At 58.9% G+C, this 18,836-nt stretch carries 20 protein-coding genes; 12 read left to right on the top strand and 8 right to left on the bottom strand.

Annotated features, from left to right (window positions below; genetic code table 11):
* Nucleotides 1-1,140, top strand: a complete 1,140-nt coding sequence (locus KHQ24_RS17400) for a glycoside hydrolase family 88/105 protein (RefSeq protein ID WP_048295108.1) — start codon at nucleotides 1-3, stop codon at nucleotides 1,138-1,140.
* Nucleotides 1,141-1,200: 60 nt separating this feature from the next.
* Here KHQ24_RS17400 and argS read toward each other — a convergent pair whose 3' ends face one another.
* Nucleotides 1,201-2,934, bottom strand: a complete 1,734-nt coding sequence (gene argS / locus KHQ24_RS17395) for an arginine--tRNA ligase (RefSeq protein WP_004203428.1) — start codon at nucleotides 2,932-2,934, stop codon at nucleotides 1,201-1,203.
* 236 nt (nucleotides 2,935-3,170) lie between these two features.
* Between argS and KHQ24_RS17390 the strand changes: the two genes are divergently transcribed.
* The gene (locus KHQ24_RS17390) at nucleotides 3,171-3,740 is read left to right on the top strand and encodes a VOC family protein (protein ID WP_049092170.1); all 570 of its coding nucleotides are present in this window, start codon (nucleotides 3,171-3,173) and stop codon (nucleotides 3,738-3,740) included.
* A 76-nt stretch (nucleotides 3,741-3,816) separates the two neighbouring features.
* Complete coding sequence (gene cutC, locus KHQ24_RS17385; RefSeq protein WP_023318626.1) at nucleotides 3,817-4,560, top strand: copper homeostasis protein CutC; 744 nt, start codon at nucleotides 3,817-3,819, stop codon at nucleotides 4,558-4,560.
* Between the two features lie 80 nt (nucleotides 4,561-4,640).
* Here cutC and cmoB read toward each other — a convergent pair whose 3' ends face one another.
* From cmoB to KHQ24_RS17360, 5 genes are read right to left on the bottom strand one after another with little or no spacing between them, the layout of a single operon-like run.
* Complete coding sequence (gene cmoB / locus KHQ24_RS17380) at nucleotides 4,641-5,645, bottom strand: tRNA 5-methoxyuridine(34)/uridine 5-oxyacetic acid(34) synthase CmoB (RefSeq protein ID WP_017900222.1); 1,005 nt, start codon at nucleotides 5,643-5,645, stop codon at nucleotides 4,641-4,643.
* Nucleotides 5,642-6,385, bottom strand: a complete 744-nt coding sequence (gene cmoA, locus KHQ24_RS17375) for a carboxy-S-adenosyl-L-methionine synthase CmoA (protein ID WP_057216066.1) — start codon at nucleotides 6,383-6,385, stop codon at nucleotides 5,642-5,644. The genes cmoB and cmoA overlap by 4 nt, the downstream gene beginning before the upstream one ends.
* Nucleotides 6,386-6,424: 39 nt before the next feature.
* A complete protein-coding gene (locus KHQ24_RS17370) occupies nucleotides 6,425-6,820 on the bottom strand; it encodes an MAPEG family protein (RefSeq protein ID WP_004203421.1) in 396 nt (131 codons plus the stop codon).
* A gap of 52 nt (nucleotides 6,821-6,872) precedes the next feature.
* Nucleotides 6,873-7,691, bottom strand: a complete 819-nt coding sequence (locus KHQ24_RS17365) for a DUF72 domain-containing protein (RefSeq protein ID WP_004203419.1) — start codon at nucleotides 7,689-7,691, stop codon at nucleotides 6,873-6,875.
* A complete protein-coding gene (locus KHQ24_RS17360) occupies nucleotides 7,688-8,254 on the bottom strand; it encodes a hydrolase (protein ID WP_017900220.1) in 567 nt (188 codons plus the stop codon). Before KHQ24_RS17360 ends, KHQ24_RS17365 begins: the two co-directional genes overlap by 4 nt.
* A 267-nt stretch (nucleotides 8,255-8,521) precedes the next feature.
* Between KHQ24_RS17360 and aspS the strand changes: the two genes are divergently transcribed.
* The 6 genes from aspS to ruvB all read left to right on the top strand — a co-directional run bounded on the left by aspS (nucleotide 8,522) and on the right by ruvB (nucleotide 13,788).
* Entirely contained in the window at nucleotides 8,522-10,309 is a 1,788-nt protein-coding gene (aspS, locus tag KHQ24_RS17355; protein ID WP_004203416.1) for an aspartate--tRNA ligase, read from the top strand.
* 1 nt (nucleotide 10,310) lies between these two features.
* A complete protein-coding gene (nudB, locus tag KHQ24_RS17350) occupies nucleotides 10,311-10,754 on the top strand; it encodes a dihydroneopterin triphosphate diphosphatase (RefSeq protein WP_002911477.1) in 444 nt (147 codons plus the stop codon).
* A gap of 27 nt (nucleotides 10,755-10,781) precedes the next feature.
* Nucleotides 10,782-11,522 (top strand): YebC/PmpR family DNA-binding transcriptional regulator, encoded by a 741-nt coding sequence (locus KHQ24_RS17345; RefSeq protein WP_002911459.1) that lies wholly within the window; start codon nucleotides 10,782-10,784, stop codon nucleotides 11,520-11,522.
* Nucleotides 11,523-11,556: 34 nt separating this feature from the next.
* Nucleotides 11,557-12,078, top strand: coding sequence for a crossover junction endodeoxyribonuclease RuvC (ruvC, locus tag KHQ24_RS17340; protein WP_004203412.1), 522 nt, complete (start codon nucleotides 11,557-11,559; stop codon nucleotides 12,076-12,078).
* A gap of 79 nt (nucleotides 12,079-12,157) precedes the next feature.
* A complete protein-coding gene (gene ruvA / locus KHQ24_RS17335) occupies nucleotides 12,158-12,769 on the top strand; it encodes a Holliday junction branch migration protein RuvA (protein ID WP_002911454.1) in 612 nt (203 codons plus the stop codon).
* A gap of 8 nt (nucleotides 12,770-12,777) precedes the next feature.
* Entirely contained in the window at nucleotides 12,778-13,788 is a 1,011-nt protein-coding gene (gene ruvB, locus KHQ24_RS17330; RefSeq protein WP_004148860.1) for a Holliday junction branch migration DNA helicase RuvB, read from the top strand.
* 63 nt (nucleotides 13,789-13,851) lie between these two features.
* Here the strand turns inward: ruvB and znuB are convergent, their stop codons facing one another.
* Both znuB and znuC read right to left on the bottom strand, forming a co-directional pair.
* Nucleotides 13,852-14,637 (bottom strand): zinc ABC transporter permease subunit ZnuB, encoded by a 786-nt coding sequence (znuB, locus tag KHQ24_RS17325; protein WP_004203408.1) that lies wholly within the window; start codon nucleotides 14,635-14,637, stop codon nucleotides 13,852-13,854.
* Nucleotides 14,637-15,356: a zinc ABC transporter ATP-binding protein ZnuC gene (gene znuC, locus KHQ24_RS17320; RefSeq protein ID WP_228958578.1), complete on the bottom strand. Its 720-nt coding sequence runs from the start codon at nucleotides 15,354-15,356 to the stop codon at nucleotides 14,637-14,639. Before znuC ends, znuB begins: the two co-directional genes overlap by 1 nt.
* Nucleotides 15,357-15,467: 111 nt before the next feature.
* On the opposite strand from znuC, the gene znuA reads away from it, so the two are divergent.
* The 3 genes from znuA (at nucleotide 15,468) to lpxM (ending at nucleotide 18,836) form a co-directional block, all read left to right on the top strand.
* The gene (gene znuA / locus KHQ24_RS17315; RefSeq protein ID WP_004203405.1) at nucleotides 15,468-16,412 is read left to right on the top strand and encodes a zinc ABC transporter substrate-binding protein ZnuA; all 945 of its coding nucleotides are present in this window, start codon (nucleotides 15,468-15,470) and stop codon (nucleotides 16,410-16,412) included.
* A 15-nt stretch (nucleotides 16,413-16,427) separates the two neighbouring features.
* Nucleotides 16,428-17,747: a murein DD-endopeptidase MepM gene (mepM, locus tag KHQ24_RS17310; protein ID WP_004203403.1), complete on the top strand. Its 1,320-nt coding sequence runs from the start codon at nucleotides 16,428-16,430 to the stop codon at nucleotides 17,745-17,747.
* Between the two features lie 117 nt (nucleotides 17,748-17,864).
* Complete coding sequence (gene lpxM / locus KHQ24_RS17305) at nucleotides 17,865-18,836, top strand: lauroyl-Kdo(2)-lipid IV(A) myristoyltransferase (protein WP_017900217.1); 972 nt, start codon at nucleotides 17,865-17,867, stop codon at nucleotides 18,834-18,836.

Genomic DNA, 18,836 nt, shown 5'->3' with positions numbered 1-18,836 from the left:
ATGAAAGTTTGGCCGGTCAAACATAGCCCATTACTCTGTCAGCCTGAGCGTTTTATCGCCCGCAGCGAACTGCAGGCGCTGATCCGCAACGTGACGCAAAACCTGGTGAATATTAAAGATGAGAGCGGGCAATTTTTACTGCGCCTGGATGACGGGCGCGTTATTGATACCAAAGGCTGGGCCGGCTGGGAGTGGACCCACGGCGTCGGACTGTACGGCATCTATCAGTATTATCAGCAAACCGGCGATATCGAGATGCGCGATATCATCGACCGCTGGTTTGCCGACCGCTTCGCCGAGGGGGCAACGACCAAAAACGTCAACACCATGGCGCCGTTTCTGACCCTGGCTTATCGCTTTGAAGAGACCGGGTGTAAGGCGTATCTGCCGTGGCTGGAGAGCTGGGCGGAGTGGGCGATGTATGAGATGCCGCGTACCGAGCAGGGCGGTATGCAGCACATCACCCTGGCGGAAGAGAACCACCAGCAAATGTGGGATGACACGCTGATGATGACCGTGTTGCCGTTAGCCAAAATAGGCAAGCTGCTTCACCGTCCGCAGTATGTGGAGGAGGCGACCTATCAGTTCCTGCTTCATGTGCAGAACCTGATGGACCGGGAAACCGGGCTGTGGTTTCACGGCTGGAGCTATGACGGTCGGCATAACTTTGCCCGGGCGCGCTGGGCACGGGGCAACAGCTGGCTCACCATGGTGATCCCGGATTTTCTTGAGTTAGTGGATCTTCCGGAAGGGAATGCGGTACGGCGCTATCTGACCGAGGTGCTGAACGCGCAAATTGCCGCTTTAGCGAAATGCCAGGATGACAGCGGCCTGTGGCATACCCTGCTGGACGACCCGCACTCTTATCCTGAGGCTTCGGCGACCGCCGGCTTTGCCTACGGCATACTTAAAGCGGTGCGCAAGCGATATGTCGGGCAGCACTATGCCGGGGTGGCAGAAAAAGCGATTCGCGGAATTGTGCAGAATATATCGCCGCAGGGGGAGCTGCTGCAGACTTCCTTTGGCACCGGAATGGGGTCAGACCTCGATTTCTATCGCCAGATCCCACTCACCTCGATGCCCTACGGCCAGGCGATGGCGATCCTCTGTCTGACCGAGTATCTGCGCAAGTATTTCTGAACAAGAGAGCCCGCTGGCGCGGCGCCTGAAAAAACTAACCCGGCTTTCGCCGGGTTGGTTTTACATACGCTCGACGGTTTCGATACCGAGGGTATCAAGACCCAGCTTGAGGGTTTTCGCCGTCAGCAGCGCCAGCTTCAGGCGGCTGTTGCGGGTCGCTTCGCTCTCCGCGCTGAGGATCGGGCAGTGCTCGTAGAAACCGGAGAACAGGCCCGCCAGATCGTAGAGGTAGGCGCACATCACGTGCGGCGTCCCTTCGCGAGCGACCACGGAGAGGGTCTCTTCAAACTGCAGCAGGCGCGCGGCCAGCTGGGCTTCGCGATCTTCCGCAATTACCACCGGCGCGTCGGTGAGGGCGTTTTCATCAATGCCGGCTTTGCGAAACACGGAGAGCACGCGGGTATAGGCATACTGCATATACGGCGCGGTGTTGCCTTCGAACGCCAGCATATTATCCCAGTCGAAAACGTAGTCGGTGGTGCGGTTTTTCGACAGGTCGGCATATTTCACCGCGCCGATACCCACCACTTTCGCCAGATTTTCCAGCTCATCAGCGGACATCTCCGGGTTCTTCTCGGCCACCAGGCGACGCGCGCGCTCCAGCGCTTCGTCCAGCAGATCCGCCAGCTTAACGGTGCCGCCGGCGCGGGTTTTAAACGGCTTGCCATCTTTACCCAGCATCATGCCGAACATATGGTGCTCCAGCGGCACGGAGTCCGGCACATAGCCTGCCTTGCGCACGATGGTCCACGCCTGCATCAGGTGCTGGTGCTGACGGGAGTCGATGTAGTAGAGCACGCGGTCGGCGTGCAGCGTTTCATAGCGATACTTCGCACAGGCGATATCGGTGGTGGTATAGAGGTAGCCGCCATCCTTTTTCTGGATGATGACGCCCATCGGTTCGCCTTCCTTGTTTTTATACTCATCAAGGAACACCACGGTGGCGCCTTCGCTCTCAACGGCCAGCCCTTTGGCTTTCAGATCGGCGACGATCCCCGGAAGCATCGGGTTGTACAGGCTTTCGCCCATCACGTCATCGCGGGTCAGCGTCACATTCAGGCGATCGTAGGTGATCTGGTTCTGCGACATGGTGATGTCGACCAGCTTACGCCACATCTGCAGGAAGTACTCATCGCCGCCCTGCAGCTTAACCACGTAGCTGCGTGCGCGCTCGGCGAAGGCTTCGTCTTCGTCGTAGTGTTTTTTCGCTTCGCGATAGAAACCTTCGAGGTCGGCCAGGGCCATCTCACCGGCGTTTTCCTGCTGCTGTTTTTCCAGATACGCGATCAGCATGCCGAACTGGGTGCCCCAGTCGCCGACGTGGTTGGCGCGGATCACCTTATGGCCAAGAAACTCCAGGGTACGGACCGAGGCATCGCCAATGATGGTCGAACGCAGATGGCCGACGTGCATCTCTTTCGCCACGTTCGGCGCCGAGTAGTCGACGACGATGGTCTGTACCTGTGGCGTGGCGACGCCCAGGCGTTCGGACTGCAGCGCGCGGTTGACGTTGTCCGCCAGGAACGCGGGGTCAAGGAAAATATTGATAAAGCCCGGCCCGGCGATTTCAACCTTGCTGGCAATGCCGTTGAGGTCAAGATGAGACAGTACCTGCTCTGCAAGTTGTCGCGGCGCCATGCCCAGTTTTTTGGCGACAGCCATCACGCCGTTGGCCTGATAGTCACCGAACTGAACTTTTGCTGACTGGCGGACCTGAGGTTCGCAATCGGCAGGCGCGCCTGCCGCGATCAGGGCCTGGCTGACTTTTTCTGAGAGAAGAGCCTGAATATTCACCGGAATACCTTACGTGTAATGCGCCAGCCCCCGAGGGAGGCGGCGCCGGAATGTGGACAAATTAGGGCGGGAGTATACTGCATTTGTCCCCGTCCGTCAGCATCGCGCGCGGCCCGGCGGCGTGGGCAATCCATCGCCGGTCAGTCACGCAGCGGCAGGGTGGCGGTTGGTCCGCGGCCGGAAACACGGTAGATTAGCCTTTTTATTATTGACGAACCTAATTGACGAGCAAACCCATGGCGAACTGGCAGCAGATTGAACAACTGGCCGATATTACGGCGGATCTCCCGCGATTTTCCGATGCGCTGCAGCGCTTCGCTGCGCGACTGGGACTGGAGATCGGCGGACTCGACGCCGACCATATCTCCCTGCGCTGTCATCAGAACACTACCGCGGAGCGCTGGCGCAGCGGTCTGGCGCAGTGCGGCACTCTGCTGTCGGAGAATATAATCAACGGCCGGCCTATCTGCCTGTTTAAACTGGCGGAGCCGGTCTGCGTGGCGCACTGGCGCTTCCATATCGTTGAGCTGCCGTGGCCGGGTGAAAAGCGCTATCCCCATGAAGGCTGGGAGCATATCGAAATTGTCCTGCCCGGCGATCCGGCTACCTTGAATGCCCGCGCTCTGGCGCTGCTGGCCGATGACGGACTCAGCCAGCCGGGGATCGTCGTCAAAACCAGCTCGCCGAAAGGGGAACACGAGCGCCTGCCTAATCCCACCCTGGCGGTCACCGACGGCAGCGTGACGGTCAAATTTCATCCGTGGTCTATTGAACAAATCGTCGCCAGCGAGCAAGCCGATACGTAACAGTGTGAAGCTGCGCGGCGTCTGCCGCGTGAAATCATGACATGCTAAGAAAGTTGTCTGGATCAGGGAGTGAGGAATGGCGGTACTGGAAGTTTGTTGTTACAGCATGGCGTGCGCCAGGGAAGCTGAGCGCTGCGGCGCCGATCGTATTGAACTCTGCGCCGCGCCGCAGGAAGGGGGATTAACCCCCTCTTACGGGGTGCTGGTCTCGGTCCGCGAGGCGATTACTCTCCCGGTGCATCCGATTATCCGCCCGCGTGGCGGCGACTTCTGCTATACCGAAGAGGAGTTCGCCGCGATGCTTAGCGACATCCGCATGGTGCGGGAGCTCGGCTTTCCCGGGCTGGTGACCGGCGTACTGGATGTCGATGGTCAGGTCGATATCCCGCGGATGAAAAAAATAATGGCTGCGGCCGGGCCGCTGGCGGTGACCTTTCATCGCGCGTTCGATCTGTGCGCCGACCCGCGTCAGGCCTGGAAGACTCTGGGTGAGCTGGGGGTTAAACGTATCCTGACTTCCGGTCAGCAATCCTCGGCGGAGAAAGGTATTTCATTAATTACGGAACTTATTGCCGCAGGGGATACTCCAATCATTATGGCCGGTGCGGGAGTGCGCGCCGCGAACCTGCCGCTGTTTCTGCAGGCGGGGGTGAAAGAGGTTCATAGCTCTGCAGGCCAGTGGTTGCCATCGGAAATGCGCTTTCGTCACCCAGGCGTTTCGATGTCAGCCGATCCCGATGCGGACGAATACAGACGCTACGCCGTGAATGGCGCAGCGGTGGCGGAGATGAAAAAGATAATTTCCGCTAACAGAAGTTAAACGGTTTTTGCTGCACATCATGTCGCCCAATATGATGATTGCCCGTACCAGGCCCCTGCCCATTAAACAGGGGCCTTTTTTTATCTCGCTTTTTTTGCCAGCGACTGCTGGGTTTCCGGTTTAGTGGCAATGATCACAGCCCGTAATGGCGCCGGATAGCCTTCCACGGTTTTGCGCTGATCCCGCGGGTCGAGGAAATCGGCCAGCGATTCGCTGGTCATCCATTCTGTGCGCCGCTGCTCCTCCGTCGAGGTGACGCAGGCGTCGACGATGCGCACATCGATAAATCCGCACTTCTCCAGCCACATTTTCAGGGCCGCCGCCGAGGGGATAAAATAGACGTTGCGCATCTGCGCATAACGGTCGCCCGGAACCAGCACCGTATTTTCATCCCCTTCGACCACCAGCGTCTCCAGCACCAGCTCGCCTCCCGGCGCCAGCTGATCTTTCAGCTGCCACAGATGATCCAGCGGCGAGCGGCGGTGGTAGAGCACGCCCATCGAGAACACGGTGTCGAAGGCCTCCAGTGCCGGCAACTGCTCGATGCCCAGCGGCAGGAGATGCGCCCGCTGGTCGTTGCCGAGGAGCTTACGTACCGCTTCAAACTGACACAGGAACAGCTGGGTGGGATCGATGCCGACCGCCAGATGCGCGCCGGCGCCGATCATCCGCCACATGTGATAGCCGCTGCCGCAGCCCACGTCGAGGATGGTTCGTCCGCTAAGATCGGACAGGTGCGGCAGGACGCGCTCCCATTTCCAGTCGGAGCGCCATTCGGTATCGATGTTGATGCCGTACAGCGAATAAGGCCCTTTGCGCCATGGCATCAGGTTTTTCAGCAGATTTTCTATCCGCAGCCGATGGCCTTCGCTGAGCGGCGTTTCGCTTTCGGCGGTGACGCTGTGCAGGAGGTCCAGACGCCAGGGCGTTAATTCCGGAAGAAACTCAACGGCGCGCTCCCATTCGCGAAACTTGCCGTGTAGGGCCTCGCGCTGCCAGGCGGCTACCTGGGCAGGCAGCGTCTCCAGCCAGTGAGACAGCGGGCTTTTGGCGATCAGCTGATAGAAGTTACTGAAGTCGATCATGCCTGCTCCCCGGATTTTACTGCCACCAGCGAGCCAAAGTTAAAGCACTGGAACCACAGTTCGGCATGTTCGAACCCAGCCTGACGCAGGCGTTTTTTATGGGTTTCCACAGAGTCGGTCAGCATTACATTTTCCAGCATGCTGCGTTTTTGACTGATCTCCAGCTCGCTGTAGCCGTTCGCGCGCTTAAAGTCATGATGCATATTGAACAGCAGCTCGCCGACGTGGGCGTCTTCGAAGCTAAATTTCTCCGAGAGCACCAGCGCGCCGCCGGGATTCAGCCCCTGATAGACTTTATTGAGGATCGCCTGGCGATCGCCCGGCTCAAGGAACTGAATGGTAAAGTTCAGGATCACCAGCGAGGCGTTTTCAATGGTCACATCGCGGATATCTCCTTCAATCACCTCGACCGGCGTCGGTGCTTTATAGGCGTCAATATGGCGACGGCAGCGCTCCACCATCGCCGGGGAGTTATCGATGGCGATAATGCGGCAGCCCGGGTGGCTAATATTGCGGCGCACGGAAAGAGTGGCGGCGCCCAGCGAACAGCCAAGATCGTAAACCTGGGTGTGGGGCTGAACGAAGCGCTCAGCCAGCATGCCGATCATCGAGATGATATTGGAGTAGCCAGGCACAGAACGCTGGATCATATCGGGGAAGACTTCAGCAACCCGTTCATCAAAGGTCCAGTCGCCGAGGCTGGCAATCGGCGCGGAAAAAAGCGTATCGCGGTGAGACATAACGTTAAACCCGAAAAAACGAAAACGGCGTATTGTGCGCTAACGGAGGGAGAAAACCAACTCCCAGGGCATATACCAGAGATTGGCCAGCACCATCAGCAACAACGCGCACCAGGTGGCGCTCATGCCGGAGCGGCGCCAGTGGTAGACACGGTGATGAAAACCCCAGGAGTGCATCAGTCGTCCGAGGATCAATAAAATGCCGCAAACGTGCACCATCCAGGTCTGGGCGCCGTTCATCTCCATAAATAACAGCAAAATGAGGCCAATCGGCACATATTCGACGGCATTGCCGTGAACGCGGATGGCGACCTGCAGCTCGCTGAAGCCGCCGTCGCCATAGCCTACATGGTATTGGGTGCGCAAACGCACCACGTCAAATGAGAACTTCACTAACAATAACGCACCTAAAACGGCATACAGCGCGCTGACCATACGAAAACTCCCTTTAACTCTGGCAGATGGCTCCGGATATGATAGCAGGATATCAGAAAAGAGAAGATTGCTGCGGAATCGACGGCGCATTTCCTAGCGCCGGCAGAGCAGCGCGCAGATCGCCCCACAGGGTATCCACCAGCGCCGGCGCGTAGGCAATGTCGGGGGTATGGAGGAACAGCCACGGCGTCCCCGACTGATGCCATTTCGGCAGCGTCTGCAGCCAGACGCGAAACAGTTCCCGATTATGGACCATATCGTCGCCGCCAATAAATCGCACCATTGGCTGCCGGGCGGTCATCACTGCATGCACCGGCACCTTCGGTTTCTTTTGTTGCGCGTCGATCATCGCCGGACTGGTGGCCGCGGCGCTGTGGACCGGGCGGCTGTCGAGGATCACGCGGTTGACGTTGCGCTGGTGCAGCCCGCGGTTGAGCTGCTGTTCCGCTTCCCCTTTGGCGAAGAACTCGGGGTGACGAACTTCGACGCCGTAGGTGAAATCCTTCGGCAGCCCATCGAGAAAGTGCCATAGCGCGGGGAGATCGCGAGGACCAAAGGTCGCCGGCAGCTGCAGCCAGTACTGGCCGATGCGCGAGGCCAGCGGCGCCAGGCGGGTGAAGAATTCACTACTTAACTCGTCGCAATGGCGCAGGGCGGCCTGGTGCGAGATAGTCGCCGGGAATTTAAAGCAGAAGCGGAAGTCATCGTGGGTCTGCTCGTACCAGCGGGCGACAATCTCCGGCTTGGGCAGCGCATACAGGGTGGTGTTGCCCTCGACGCAATTGAAGTGGCGGGCGTACTCTTCAAGGCTGGTGATGCCAAGGCGCACCCATTTCGGGTGCGACCACTGGGGAAGCCCAATATAAATCATAACGCGGCGAGGATCTCCTCGGTGCTGCGCACGCGGCCGATGCGCGGGAAAATATGCGTCATGCTGCCCTGATGCTGTTCGGCGGAGGCGGCGCTGCAGGCATCTTCGGCGATGACCAGGTTAAAGCCCAGCTCCCAGGCGTTGCGGGCGGTGGATTCGACGCCGATGTTGGTGGAGATGCCGCAGAGAATAATGGTGTCGATACCGCGGCGGCGCAGCTGAAGCTCAAGGTCGGTGCCATAGAACGCGCCCCACTGGCGTTTGGTCACTTCGATATCGCGCTCTTGTTTACCCAGCGCGGCCGGATAGGCCCACCAGTTCTCAGGCAGCGTATGCGCCCCGGCCTGAGCGTCGACAGGTTGTTTCAGCGCTTCGGCGAAATCGGCCGACCAGCCGACGCGGACCATGATCACCGGCGAACCCTGTTGCCGGCATTTGTCTGCCAGGCGAGCGGCGCGCGCCACCACCTCGTCAGCCCGATGTGGGCCGCCGGCGAAAGGCAGAATGCCTTCCTGCAGATCGATCACCACCAGCGCCGTGTTTTTCGCATTGAGTTCTAACATGGTATCCCCGTATCTTCATCTGTTGTCAGGCGGCTACAATACCTTTGCGGCTTCAGCAAAAGGGTAACAAATTTTGTTAATTTATGTGAGTGTGGACGTTAAGCGCGCAGCAAAGCAGCGTACATCGTGCGTCGGACTTATCGAACGACAGAATTTCCAGTATAATAGCCGCCTTTTTTCATTCAGTTGTGACATCAGCTAAAGCTGCGACCTCGTCGCCTGCAGGGCAGACGACAATCCGCCGACGGCTAAGTTAAGGGATATCTCATGCGTACAGAATATTGCGGACAGCTTCGACAGTCCCACGTTGGGCAGCAGGTGACTCTGTGTGGTTGGGTCAACCGCCGTCGCGATCTCGGTAGCCTCATTTTTATCGATATGCGCGACCGCGAAGGCATCGTTCAGGTGTTTTTCGATCCGGATCGTGCGGATGCGTTGAAGTTAGCCTCTGAACTGCGTAATGAGTTCTGCATTCAGGTCACTGGCACCGTTCGCGCGCGTGAAGAGAAAAACATCAACGCGGACATGGCCACCGGCGCTATCGAAGTGCTGGCTTCCGATCTGACGATCATTAACCGCTCAGAATCGCTGCCGCTGGACTCCAATCACGTCAACACCGAAGAAGCGCGTCTGAAATACCGCTACCTCGACCTGCGTCGTCCGGAAATGGCGCAGCGTCTGAAGACCCGCGCGAAAATCACCAGCTTTGTGCGCCGCTTTATGGATGACCATGGCTTCCTCGACATCGAAACCCCGATGCTGACCAAAGCTACCCCGGAAGGCGCCCGCGATTACCTCGTGCCTTCCCGCGTGCACAAAGGCAAATTCTACGCGCTGCCGCAGTCGCCGCAGCTGTTCAAACAGCTGCTGATGATGTCCGGCTTCGACCGCTACTATCAGATCGTCAAATGCTTCCGCGATGAAGACCTGCGTGCCGACCGTCAGCCTGAATTTACCCAGATCGACGTGGAAACCTCCTTTATGACCGCGCCGCAGGTGCGTGAGATCATGGAAGCGATGGTGCGTCAGCTGTGGCTGGAGATTAAAGGCGTCGATCTGGGCGACTTCCCGATCATGACCTTCGCCGAAGCCGAACGTCGCTACGGCTCCGATAAACCGGACCTGCGTAACCCGATGGAGCTGGTGGACGTCGCCGACCTGCTGAAATCAGTGGAGTTCGCGGTCTTTGCCGGCCCGGCCAACGATCCGAAAGGGCGCGTGGCGGCGCTGCGCGTGCCGGGCGGGGCTTCTCTGACCCGTAAGCTGATTGACGAATACGGCAACTTTGTCAAGATCTACGGCGCGAAGGGGCTGGCCTATATTAAAGTGACCGAACGTGCCAAAGGCATGGACGGGATCAACAGCCCGGTGGCCAAATTCCTGACCGCTGAAATCGTGGAAGCGATCCTCGACCGCACCGGCGCGCAGGACGGAGACATGATCTTCTTCGGCGCCGACAACAAGAAAGTGGTGGCCGACGCGCTGGGCGCGCTGCGTCTGAAGCTGGGCAAAGATCTGAGCCTGACTGACGAGAGCAAGTGGGCGCCGCTGTGGGTGATCGACTTCCCGATGTTCGAAGACGACGGCGAAGGCGGCCTGACGGCGATGCACCATCCGTTCACCTCGCCGAAAGATATGACGGCGGACGAGCTGAAAGCTGCGCCGGAAGAGGCCGTGGCCAACGCCTACGATATGGTCATTAACGGTTATGAAGTCGGCGGCGGTTCGGTGCGTATCCACCGCGGCGACATGCAGCAGACGGTATTTGGTATTCTGGGCATTAACGAGCAAGAGCAGCGTGAGAAATTCGGCTTCCTGCTCGATGCGCTGAAATACGGTACCCCGCCGCATGCGGGCCTGGCGTTCGGTCTTGACCGTCTGACCATGCTGCTGACCGGTACCGATAACATCCGCGACGTTATCGCTTTCCCGAAAACCACCGCGGCCGCCTGCCTGATGACCGAAGCGCCAAGCTTCGCCAATCCGGCGGCGCTCGGTGAACTGGGTATTCAGGTTGTGGAGAAAGAGGCAAAAGCGTCTCTGGAGAACAAGTAATATGTCATTTAAGCTGCCCGTTTCGGTGCTGGTGGTGATTTACGCCGAAGATACGAAACGGGTGCTGATGTTGCAGCGGCGCGACGATCCCGCGTTCTGGCAGTCGGTCACCGGCAGCCTGGAAGCAGGAGAGACCGCGCTGCAGGCTGCCGCGCGTGAAGTAAAGGAAGAGGTCGCCATTGACGTTGCCTGCGAGCAACTGACCTTAATCGACTGTCAGCGCACGGTGGAGTTTGAGATCTTTTCTCATTTGCGTCATCGCTATGCGCCGGGAGTGGAGCGAAATACGGAATTCTGGTTCTGTCTTGCGCTGCCTCATGAGCGGGAAATTACCTTTACCGAACATCTGGCCTACCGCTGGGTCAGCGCGACGGAAGCCGCTGCGCTGACCAAGTCGTGGAGCAACCGGCAGGCGATTGAAGAATTTGTAATTAACGCCGCCTGAAAGGGCGCGCTTTTTGGAGAGTTTTTTATGGCAGGTCATAGTAAATGGGCCAACACCAAACACCGCAAAGCGGCACAGGATGCCAAGCGCGGTAAAATCTTTACGAAAATCATTCGCGAACTGGTTACCGCAGCGCGTCTGGGCGGCGGCGATCCGGCGTCCAACCCGCGTCTGCGTGCGGCGGTGGATAAAGCGCTGTCTAACAACATGACCCGCGACACCCTGAACCGCGCCATCGCGCGCGGCGTCGGCGGCGATGAAGACGCGAACATGGAAACCATCATTTACGAAGGCTATGGCCCTGGCGGCACCGCGGTGATGGTGGAATGTCTGTCCGACAACCGTAACCGTACCGTTGCGGAAGTGCGTCACGCCTTCACTAAAACCGGTGGTAACCTCGGCACCGACGGTTCTGTCTCCTACCTGTTCAGCAAAAAAGGCGTCATCTCCTTCGAGAAAGGCGATGAAGACACTATCATGGAAGCGGCGCTGGAAGCTGGCGCTGAAGACGTGGTGACCTATGACGACGGCGCGATCGACGTCTACACCGCATGGGAAGAGATGGGCGCCGTGCGCGACGCGCTGGAAGCCGCTGGCCTGAAAGCCGACGCTGCTGAAGTCTCGATGATCCCGTCCACCAAAGCGGATATGGATGCCGAGACGGCGCCGAAGCTGCTGCGTCTGATCGATATGCTCGAAGACTGCGACGACGTGCAGGAAGTGTACCATAACGGCGAGATCTCCGACGAGGTCGCAGCCACCCTGTGATGCAGCCGCATCCACGGTTCACCGGAGGCGCGTGATGGCTATTATTCTCGGCATTGACCCGGGGTCGCGCGTTACCGGTTATGGCGTGATCCGTCAGGTCGGCCGGCAGCTGAGCTACCTTGGCAGCGGCTGTATCCGCACCAAAGTGGACGATCTGCCGTCGCGGCTGAAGCTGATCTACGCCGGGGTGACGGAGATCATCACCCAGTTCCAGCCCGACTTTTTCGCCATTGAGCAGGTCTTTATGGCCAAGAATGCCGACTCGGCGTTAAAGCTCGGGCAGGCGCGCGGGGTGGCGATCGTGGCGGCAACCAATCAGTCGCTACCGGTGTTTGAATACGCCGCCCGCCAGGTTAAGCAGACGGTTGTCGGCATTGGCAGCGCTGAAAAGAGTCAGGTCCAGCACATGGTGCGCACCTTGCTCAAGCTGCCTGCCAATCCTCAGGCGGATGCGGCGGATGCGCTGGCGATCGCCATCACCCATTGCCATGTCAGCCAGAATGCCGCTCAGATCAGCGAGACCCGGCTCAATCTGGCGCGAGGGCGCTTACGATAATCGCAAATCAGGCTGGATATCTATCCAGCCTTTTTTTATGATACCGCCAGATACTTAGACCATAACGCAGGAGCCCCACGTGATAGGCAGACTCAGAGGCATCATTCTCGAAAAACAACCCCCGCTGGTGTTGCTGGAAACGGCGGGCGTCGGCTATGAAGTGCACATGCCAATGACCTGCTTTTATGAGCTGCCGGAGGCCGGGCAGGAGGCGATTGTCTTCACCCACTTTGTGGTGCGTGAAGATGCCCAGCTGCTGTATGGGTTTAACAATAAACAGGAGCGTACCCTGTTTAAAGAGTTGATTAAAACCAACGGCGTAGGGCCAAAGCTGGCGCTGGCGATCCTCTCCGGCATGTCGGCGCAGCAGTTCGTCAACGCCGTTGAGCGGGAAGAGGTCGCCTCGCTGGTGAAGCTGCCGGGGATTGGTAAAAAAACCGCTGAACGCCTGATCGTCGAGATGAAAGACCGCTTCAAAGGGCTTCACGGCGATCTGTTCACCCCGGCGGCCGATCTGGTGCTAACCTCGCCGGCAGGCCCGACGGCGGACGATGCCGAGCAGGAAGCGGTTGCCGCGCTGGTCGCGCTGGGCTATAAACCGCAGGAGGCCAGCCGGATGGTCAGCAAGATCGCGCGTCCGGACGCCAACAGTGAAACGCTAATCCGCGAAGCGCTGCGCGCCGCGTTGTGAGGTAAGGGATGATTGAAGCAGACCGGCTGGTATCGGCAGACAGCAGCGGCTTCGAAGAGGCCGCTGACCGCGCCATCCGCCCAAAATTGCTGGCAGAATATGTCGGCCAGCCGCAGGTGCGTTCGCAGATGGAGATCTTTATCCAGGCGGCGAAGCTGCGCGGCGACGCCCTCGATCACCTGCTGATTTTTGGCCCGCCAGGGTTGGGGAAAACCACCCTGGCCAATATCGTCGCCAATGAAATGGGGGTGAATCTGCGTACCACCTCCGGCCCGGTGCTGGAGAAAGCGGGCGATCTCGCCGCGATGCTCACCAACCTCGAACCGCACGATGTGCTGTTTATCGATGAGATCCATCGCCTCTCGCCGGTGGTGGAAGAGGTGCTCTATCCGGCAATGGAAGACTACCAGCTGGATATCATGATTGGCGAAGGGCCGGCGGCGCGCTCGATTAAAATCGACCTGCCGCCGTTTACCCTGATTGGCGCCACCACCCGGGCCGGTTCGTTGACCTCGCCGCTGCGCGACCGCTTTGGCATCGTGCAGCGTCTGGAGTTCTATCAGATCCCCGATCTGCAGCATATTGTCAGCCGCAGCGCCCGCCATATGGGGCTGGAGATGAGCGACGAGGGCGCGCTGGAAGTGGCCCGCCGTTCACGCGGCACGCCGCGTATTGCCAACCGTCTGCTGCGCCGGGTGCGTGACTTCGCGGAAGTGCGCCACGACGGCACCATCTCCGCCGACATTGCCGCCCAGGCGCTGGATATGCTCAACGTCGATGCGGAAGGGTTCGACTATATGGACCGCAAGCTGCTGCTGGCGGTGATAGATAAGTTCTTCGGCGGGCCGGTGGGGCTGGATAACCTCGCCGCCGCGATTGGCGAAGAGCGGGAAACCATTGAAGATGTGCTGGAGCCCTACTTAATTCAGCAGGGTTTTCTGCAGCGTACGCCGCGGGGAAGAATGGCGACGGTGCGCGCCTGGAACCATTTCGGGATTACGCCGCCGGAAATGCCGTAGCGCGTTGTGGTTGAGCCGTTCATGGTGAAGCCCGGTCAGCAGCGCGACCGGGCTTTTTCACTTTTAGCTGGCGGCTTTTTTCGTCATGCTGAGAATAAACAGCACCGCAGCGCTCAGCACCACCGACGGCCCGGCCGGCGTGTCGTAGAAAGCCGAGAAGGTTAACCCGCCGGTGACGGCCAGCATGCCCACGCCCACCGCCACGGCGGCCATCTGCTCCGGCGTGCGGGCAAAACGGCGGGCGGTAGCGGCCGGGATAATCAGCAGGGAAGTGATGATCAGCGCCCCGACGAACTTCATCGCCACGCCGATAGTCAGGGCGGTGACCAGCATCAACAGCAGCTTGACCCGCTGCAGCTTCACGCCATCGACAAACGCCAGGTCCGGACTGATGGTCATCGCCAGCAGATTCCGCCACTGCCAGAGCAGAATGCCAATCACAATCACCACGCCAATAGCAATGGCGATCAGATCCTGCGGCGTGACCGCCAGCAGATCGCCGAACAGGTACGCCATCAAATCGACGCGGACGTTAGACATCAGACTGACCACCACCAGCCCAAGGGACAGCGCGCTGTGCGCCATGATGCCCAGCAGGGTATCAATCGCCAGATGCGGCCGTTTTTCCAGCCATACCAGCCCGCCGGCCAGCAGCAGGGTCACGGCGATCACCGCATAAAACGGATTGACGTTAAGCAGTAAACCGAAAGCGACGCCGAGTAGCGAGGCATGCGCCAGCGTATCGCCGAAATAGGACATGCGGCGCCAGACCACAAAGGAGCCCAGCGGGCCGGCGGCGCAGGCCAGCATCATCCCGGCCAGCCAGCCAGGTAAGAGAAGTTCAATCATTAGCGGCTGTTTCCCCGACGCAATACAATTCGCCCCTGAAGATCGTGGCGGTGATTATGGTGATGGCGGTAGATCCCCAGCTGTTCCGCGCCGCGCGGGCCGAACATGGAGATAAACTCCGGATGCATCGAGACGACTTCCGGTGCGCCAGAGCAGCAGATATGCTGGTTCAGGCACAATACCTCGTCGGTTTTGGCCATCACCAGATGCAGGTCGTGGGAGACCATCAGCACCGCGCAGTCCAGCTCATGGCGCAGCTGGTCGATAAGATCGTAGAGCGCCACCTGGCCATTGACGTCGACGCCCTGGGTCGGTTCATCCAGCACCAGCAGCTGCGGACGATTGAGCAGGGCGCGGGCCAGCAGCACGCGCTGGGTTTCGCCGCCGGAAAGTTTTTGCATCGGCGCGTCGATCAGATGCCCGGCCTGCACGCGCTTCAGCGCCGGCAGAATGTCGTCTTTGCGGGTGCCCGGACGTAAACGCAGGAAGCGGCTGACGGTCAGCGGCAGCGTGGCGTCCAGATGCAGTTTCTGCGGTACATAGCCGATCCGCAGGCGTTCTTCGCGCTTGATAACACCCTCTGTCGGTGCTACCAGCCCGAGAACCACCCGCACGAGCGTCGATTTACCGGCGCCGTTGGGCCCCAGCAGGGTTAATATTTTGCCTGGCGTGAGAGCCAGCGAGATGTCAGACAGCACGCGGCGTTGGCCAAAGGCCACCGAGACATTTTCCAGCGTTACAAGGTTTGTCATAATCATTTAGGGGTTGCACAAGCTAGTGAATGTTATAATATCACATCACACTCACTCGTTTCGATGACTAGACGCATTATGTTACATAAAAATACGCTTCTTTGCGCTGGACTTGGCGCTGTTTTTTTGTTCGCACAGGTACCGCAGGCCAGCGCCGCCGTGGTGACTTCCATGAAACCGCTGGGCTTTATCGCAGCAGCCATCGCCGATGGGGTCACCGACACCCAGGTGCTGCTGCCCGATGGTGCCTCTGAGCATGATTATTCCCTGCGTCCTTCCGATGTAAAACGCTTACAGAACGCAGACTTAGTGGTGTGGATCGGTCCGGAAATGGAAGCCTTTATGGATAAGTCGACGCAAAGCATTGCGGCGAATAAAAAGGTGACCATCGCTGAGCTGGATGGGGTCAAACCGCTGCTGATCGCCGGCGCTGACGATGATGACGATCATCATGGTCATGACCATGGCGCAGCGGAAAAAAGTGACGGCGATCACCATCACGGTATCTACAATATGCATCTGTGGTTATCCCCAGAGATAGCGCGGCTTTCGGCGGTTGCAATCCACGATAAATTATTGGAACTTATGCCGCAGAGTCGAGCCAAACTCGACAGCAACCTGCAGCAGTTCGAGGCCGCGCTGGCGGCGACCGACAAGCAGGTTAGCAATGAGCTGGCACCGCTGAAAGGAAAGGGTTATTTCGTTTTTCATGACGCCTACGGTTACTTTGAAAAACACTACGGTTTAACCTCGCTGGGGCATTTTACCGTCAATCCTGAAATACAGCCTGGTGCGCAGCGTTTACACGAAATCAGAACACAACTGGTTGAGCAGAAAGCCACTTGCGTTTTTGCTGAGCCACAGTTCAGGCCAGCGGTTATCGAAGCTGTTGCCCGGGGCACGTCTGTGCGCATGGGGACCCTGGATCCACTGGGTAGCGGAATTAAGCTGGGTAAAGCGAGTTACCCGCAATTCCTCACCCAACTGGCGAATCAGTATTCGAGCTGCCTGAAAGGAGATTAACGAGGAAGTGAATACGTGCAACAGATAGCCCGCGCTGTCACTCAGGCATTTAACAATCTGCCACGACCTCATCGCGTTATGCTGGGGTCGCTTAGCGTTCTTACCTTAGCGGTCGCCGTCTGGCGACCCTACATTTACCACCCGGAATCCGCCCCCATCGTCAGAACTATTGAGCTGGAAAAAAGCGAGATCCGCTCCCTGCTGCCGGAAGCCTCCGAGCCGATCGATCAGGCCCCGCAGGAAGAAGAAGCCATTCCTCAGGATGAACTCGACGAAAAAGCCGATAGCGATGCCGGCGGGCACGAATACGTGGTGTCGACCGGCGATACCCTCAGCAGCATCCTGAATCAGTACGGTATCGATATGGGTGATATCGCCCAGCTCTCCTCCGCCGATAAAGAGCTGCGTAATCTGAAGATTGGCCAGCAGCTCTCCTGGACCCTGACCGCCGACGGCGATCTGCAGAGTCTGACCTGGGAGATGTCCCGCCGCGAAACCCGCACCTACACCCGCGTGGATAACGGCTTTAAAATGAGCAGCGAGCTGCAGAAAGGCGACTGGGTCAACAGCGTGCTGAAGGGCACCGTCGGCGCCAGCTTTGTCTCCAGCGCGCGCGATGCCGGGCTGACCAGCACGGAAATCAGCGCGGTGATCAAGGCCATGCAGTGGCAGATGGATTTCCGTAAGCTGAAGAAAGGCGATGAGTTCTCGGTATTGATGTCCCGCGAAATGCTTGACGGCAAACGCGAGCAAAGCCAGCTGCTCGGCGTGCGTCTGCGCTCCGACGGGAAGGACTACTTTGCCATCCGTGCCGAAGACGGTAAATTTTACGACCGCAACGGGACAGGGCTGGCGAAAGGCTTTATGCGCTTCCCGACGGCGCGTCAGTTCCGCGTCTCCTCTAATTTTAACCCGCGTCGTCTGAATCCGGTCACCGGGCGCGTCGCGCCGCACCGTGGCGTCGATTTTGCGATGCCGCAGGGAACGCCGGTGCTGGCAGTGGGCGATGGCGAAGTGGTGGTGGCCAAGCGCAGCGGCGCCGCCGGGTATTACGTGGCGATCCGCCACGGCCGTACCTATACCACTCGCTACATGCACCTGCGTAAACTGCTGGTGAAGCCGGGGCAGAAAGTGAAGCGCGGCGATCGTATTGCGCTATCGGGGAATACCGGACGCTCTACCGGGCCGCACCTGCACTACGAAGTGTGGATCAACCAGCAGGCGGTCAACCCGCTGACGGCGAAACTGCCGCGTACCGAAGGGCTGAGCGGTTCCGACCGTACCGATTATCTGGCGCAGGTCAAAGAGGTCGTTCCGCAGCTGCGGTTTGACTAACCACCGGTCAGTGGAAAGCCGGTGCCCCAGGGCGCCGGCTTTTTCTTTTGTAGGATACCCAACGTCTCGCTACACTATCCCATTATCTTGATTAAGCAGTCGATCTGCGGATTGGGCATGGAAACGAAAAAAAATAATATTGAGTTTATCCCTAAGTTTGAAAAATCTTTTTTACTGCCGCGCTACTGGGGCGCCTGGCTGGGTGTTTTTGCCTTCGCCGGTATTGCGCTGACGCCGCCATCCTTCCGCGATCCGCTCCTCGGCAAACTCGGTCGTCTGGTCGGGCGTCTGGCGAAAAGCTCGCGCCGCCGGGCGCAGATTAATTTGCTGTATTGCTTCCCGGAAAAAAGTGAGCACGAGCGGGAAGCGATCATCGACGCCATGTACGCCTCGGCGCCGCAGGCGATGGTGATGATGGCCGAGCTGGGTCTGCGCGATCCGCAGAAAATTCTCGCCCGCGTCGACTGGCAGGGTAAAGCGATCATCGACGAGCTGCAGCGCAATAACGAGAAGGTGATTTTCCTCGTCCCGCATGCATGGGGTGTGGATATCCCGGCGATGCTGATGGCCTCCGGTGGGCAGAAGATGGCGGCGATGTTCCACAACCAGGGCAACCCGGTCTTCGATTACGTGTGGAATACCGTGCGTCGTCGTTTTGGCGGACGGATGCACGCGCGCAACGACGGGATCAAACCGTTTATTCAGTCGGTGCGCCAGGGCTACTGGGGCTACTATTTGCCCGATCAGGATCACGGCGCCGAGCACAGCGAGTTTGTGGATTTCTTCGCTACCTATAAGGCCACCCTGCCGGCGATTGGCCGCTTAATGAAGGTATGCCGCGCCCGCGTCGTTCCGCTGTTCCCGGTCTATGATGGCAAGACGCATCGCCTGACGGTGCTGGTGCGCCCGCCGATGGACGATCTGCTGGACGCTGACGATACAACAATCGCCCGGCGGATGAACGAAGAGGTGGAGGTGTTTGTTACGCCGCACACCGAGCAGTACACCTGGATCCTGAAGCTGCTGAAGACGCGCAAGCCGGGTGAAATCGAGCCCTACAAACGCAAAGAGCTGTACCCTAAGAAGTAG

The organism is Klebsiella sp. 54, assembly GCF_018223875.1.
GTDB classification, from domain to species: domain Bacteria; phylum Pseudomonadota; class Gammaproteobacteria; order Enterobacterales; family Enterobacteriaceae; genus Klebsiella; species Klebsiella quasipneumoniae.
The sequence above is the reverse complement of the archived record's forward strand: the minus strand, read 5'-3'. Positions and strand labels throughout refer to the sequence as shown.

Coding starts and splice junctions, on each gene's coding strand:
- KHQ24_RS17400 (WP_048295108.1), top strand. CDS start 1: ATGAAAGTTTGGCCGGTCAAACATAGCCCATTACTCTGTCAGCCTGAG.
- KHQ24_RS17390 (WP_049092170.1), top strand. CDS start 3,171: ATGGCGAACTGGCAGCAGATTGAACAACTGGCCGATATTACGGCGGAT.
- cutC (WP_023318626.1), top strand. CDS start 3,817: ATGGCGGTACTGGAAGTTTGTTGTTACAGCATGGCGTGCGCCAGGGAA.
- cmoB (WP_017900222.1), bottom strand. CDS start 5,645: ATGATCGACTTCAGTAACTTCTATCAGCTGATCGCCAAAAGCCCGCTG.
- cmoA (WP_057216066.1), bottom strand. CDS start 6,385: ATGTCTCACCGCGATACGCTTTTTTCCGCGCCGATTGCCAGCCTCGGC.
- KHQ24_RS17370 (WP_004203421.1), bottom strand. CDS start 6,820: ATGGTCAGCGCGCTGTATGCCGTTTTAGGTGCGTTATTGTTAGTGAAG.
- KHQ24_RS17365 (WP_004203419.1), bottom strand. CDS start 7,691: ATGATTTATATTGGGCTTCCCCAGTGGTCGCACCCGAAATGGGTGCGC.
- KHQ24_RS17360 (WP_017900220.1), bottom strand. CDS start 8,254: ATGTTAGAACTCAATGCGAAAAACACGGCGCTGGTGGTGATCGATCTG.
- aspS (WP_004203416.1), top strand. CDS start 8,522: ATGCGTACAGAATATTGCGGACAGCTTCGACAGTCCCACGTTGGGCAG.
- nudB (WP_002911477.1), top strand. CDS start 10,311: ATGTCATTTAAGCTGCCCGTTTCGGTGCTGGTGGTGATTTACGCCGAA.
- KHQ24_RS17345 (WP_002911459.1), top strand. CDS start 10,782: ATGGCAGGTCATAGTAAATGGGCCAACACCAAACACCGCAAAGCGGCA.
- ruvC (WP_004203412.1), top strand. CDS start 11,557: ATGGCTATTATTCTCGGCATTGACCCGGGGTCGCGCGTTACCGGTTAT.
- ruvB (WP_004148860.1), top strand. CDS start 12,778: ATGATTGAAGCAGACCGGCTGGTATCGGCAGACAGCAGCGGCTTCGAA.
- znuB (WP_004203408.1), bottom strand. CDS start 14,637: ATGATTGAACTTCTCTTACCTGGCTGGCTGGCCGGGATGATGCTGGCC.
- znuA (WP_004203405.1), top strand. CDS start 15,468: ATGTTACATAAAAATACGCTTCTTTGCGCTGGACTTGGCGCTGTTTTT.
- lpxM (WP_017900217.1), top strand. CDS start 17,865: ATGGAAACGAAAAAAAATAATATTGAGTTTATCCCTAAGTTTGAAAAA.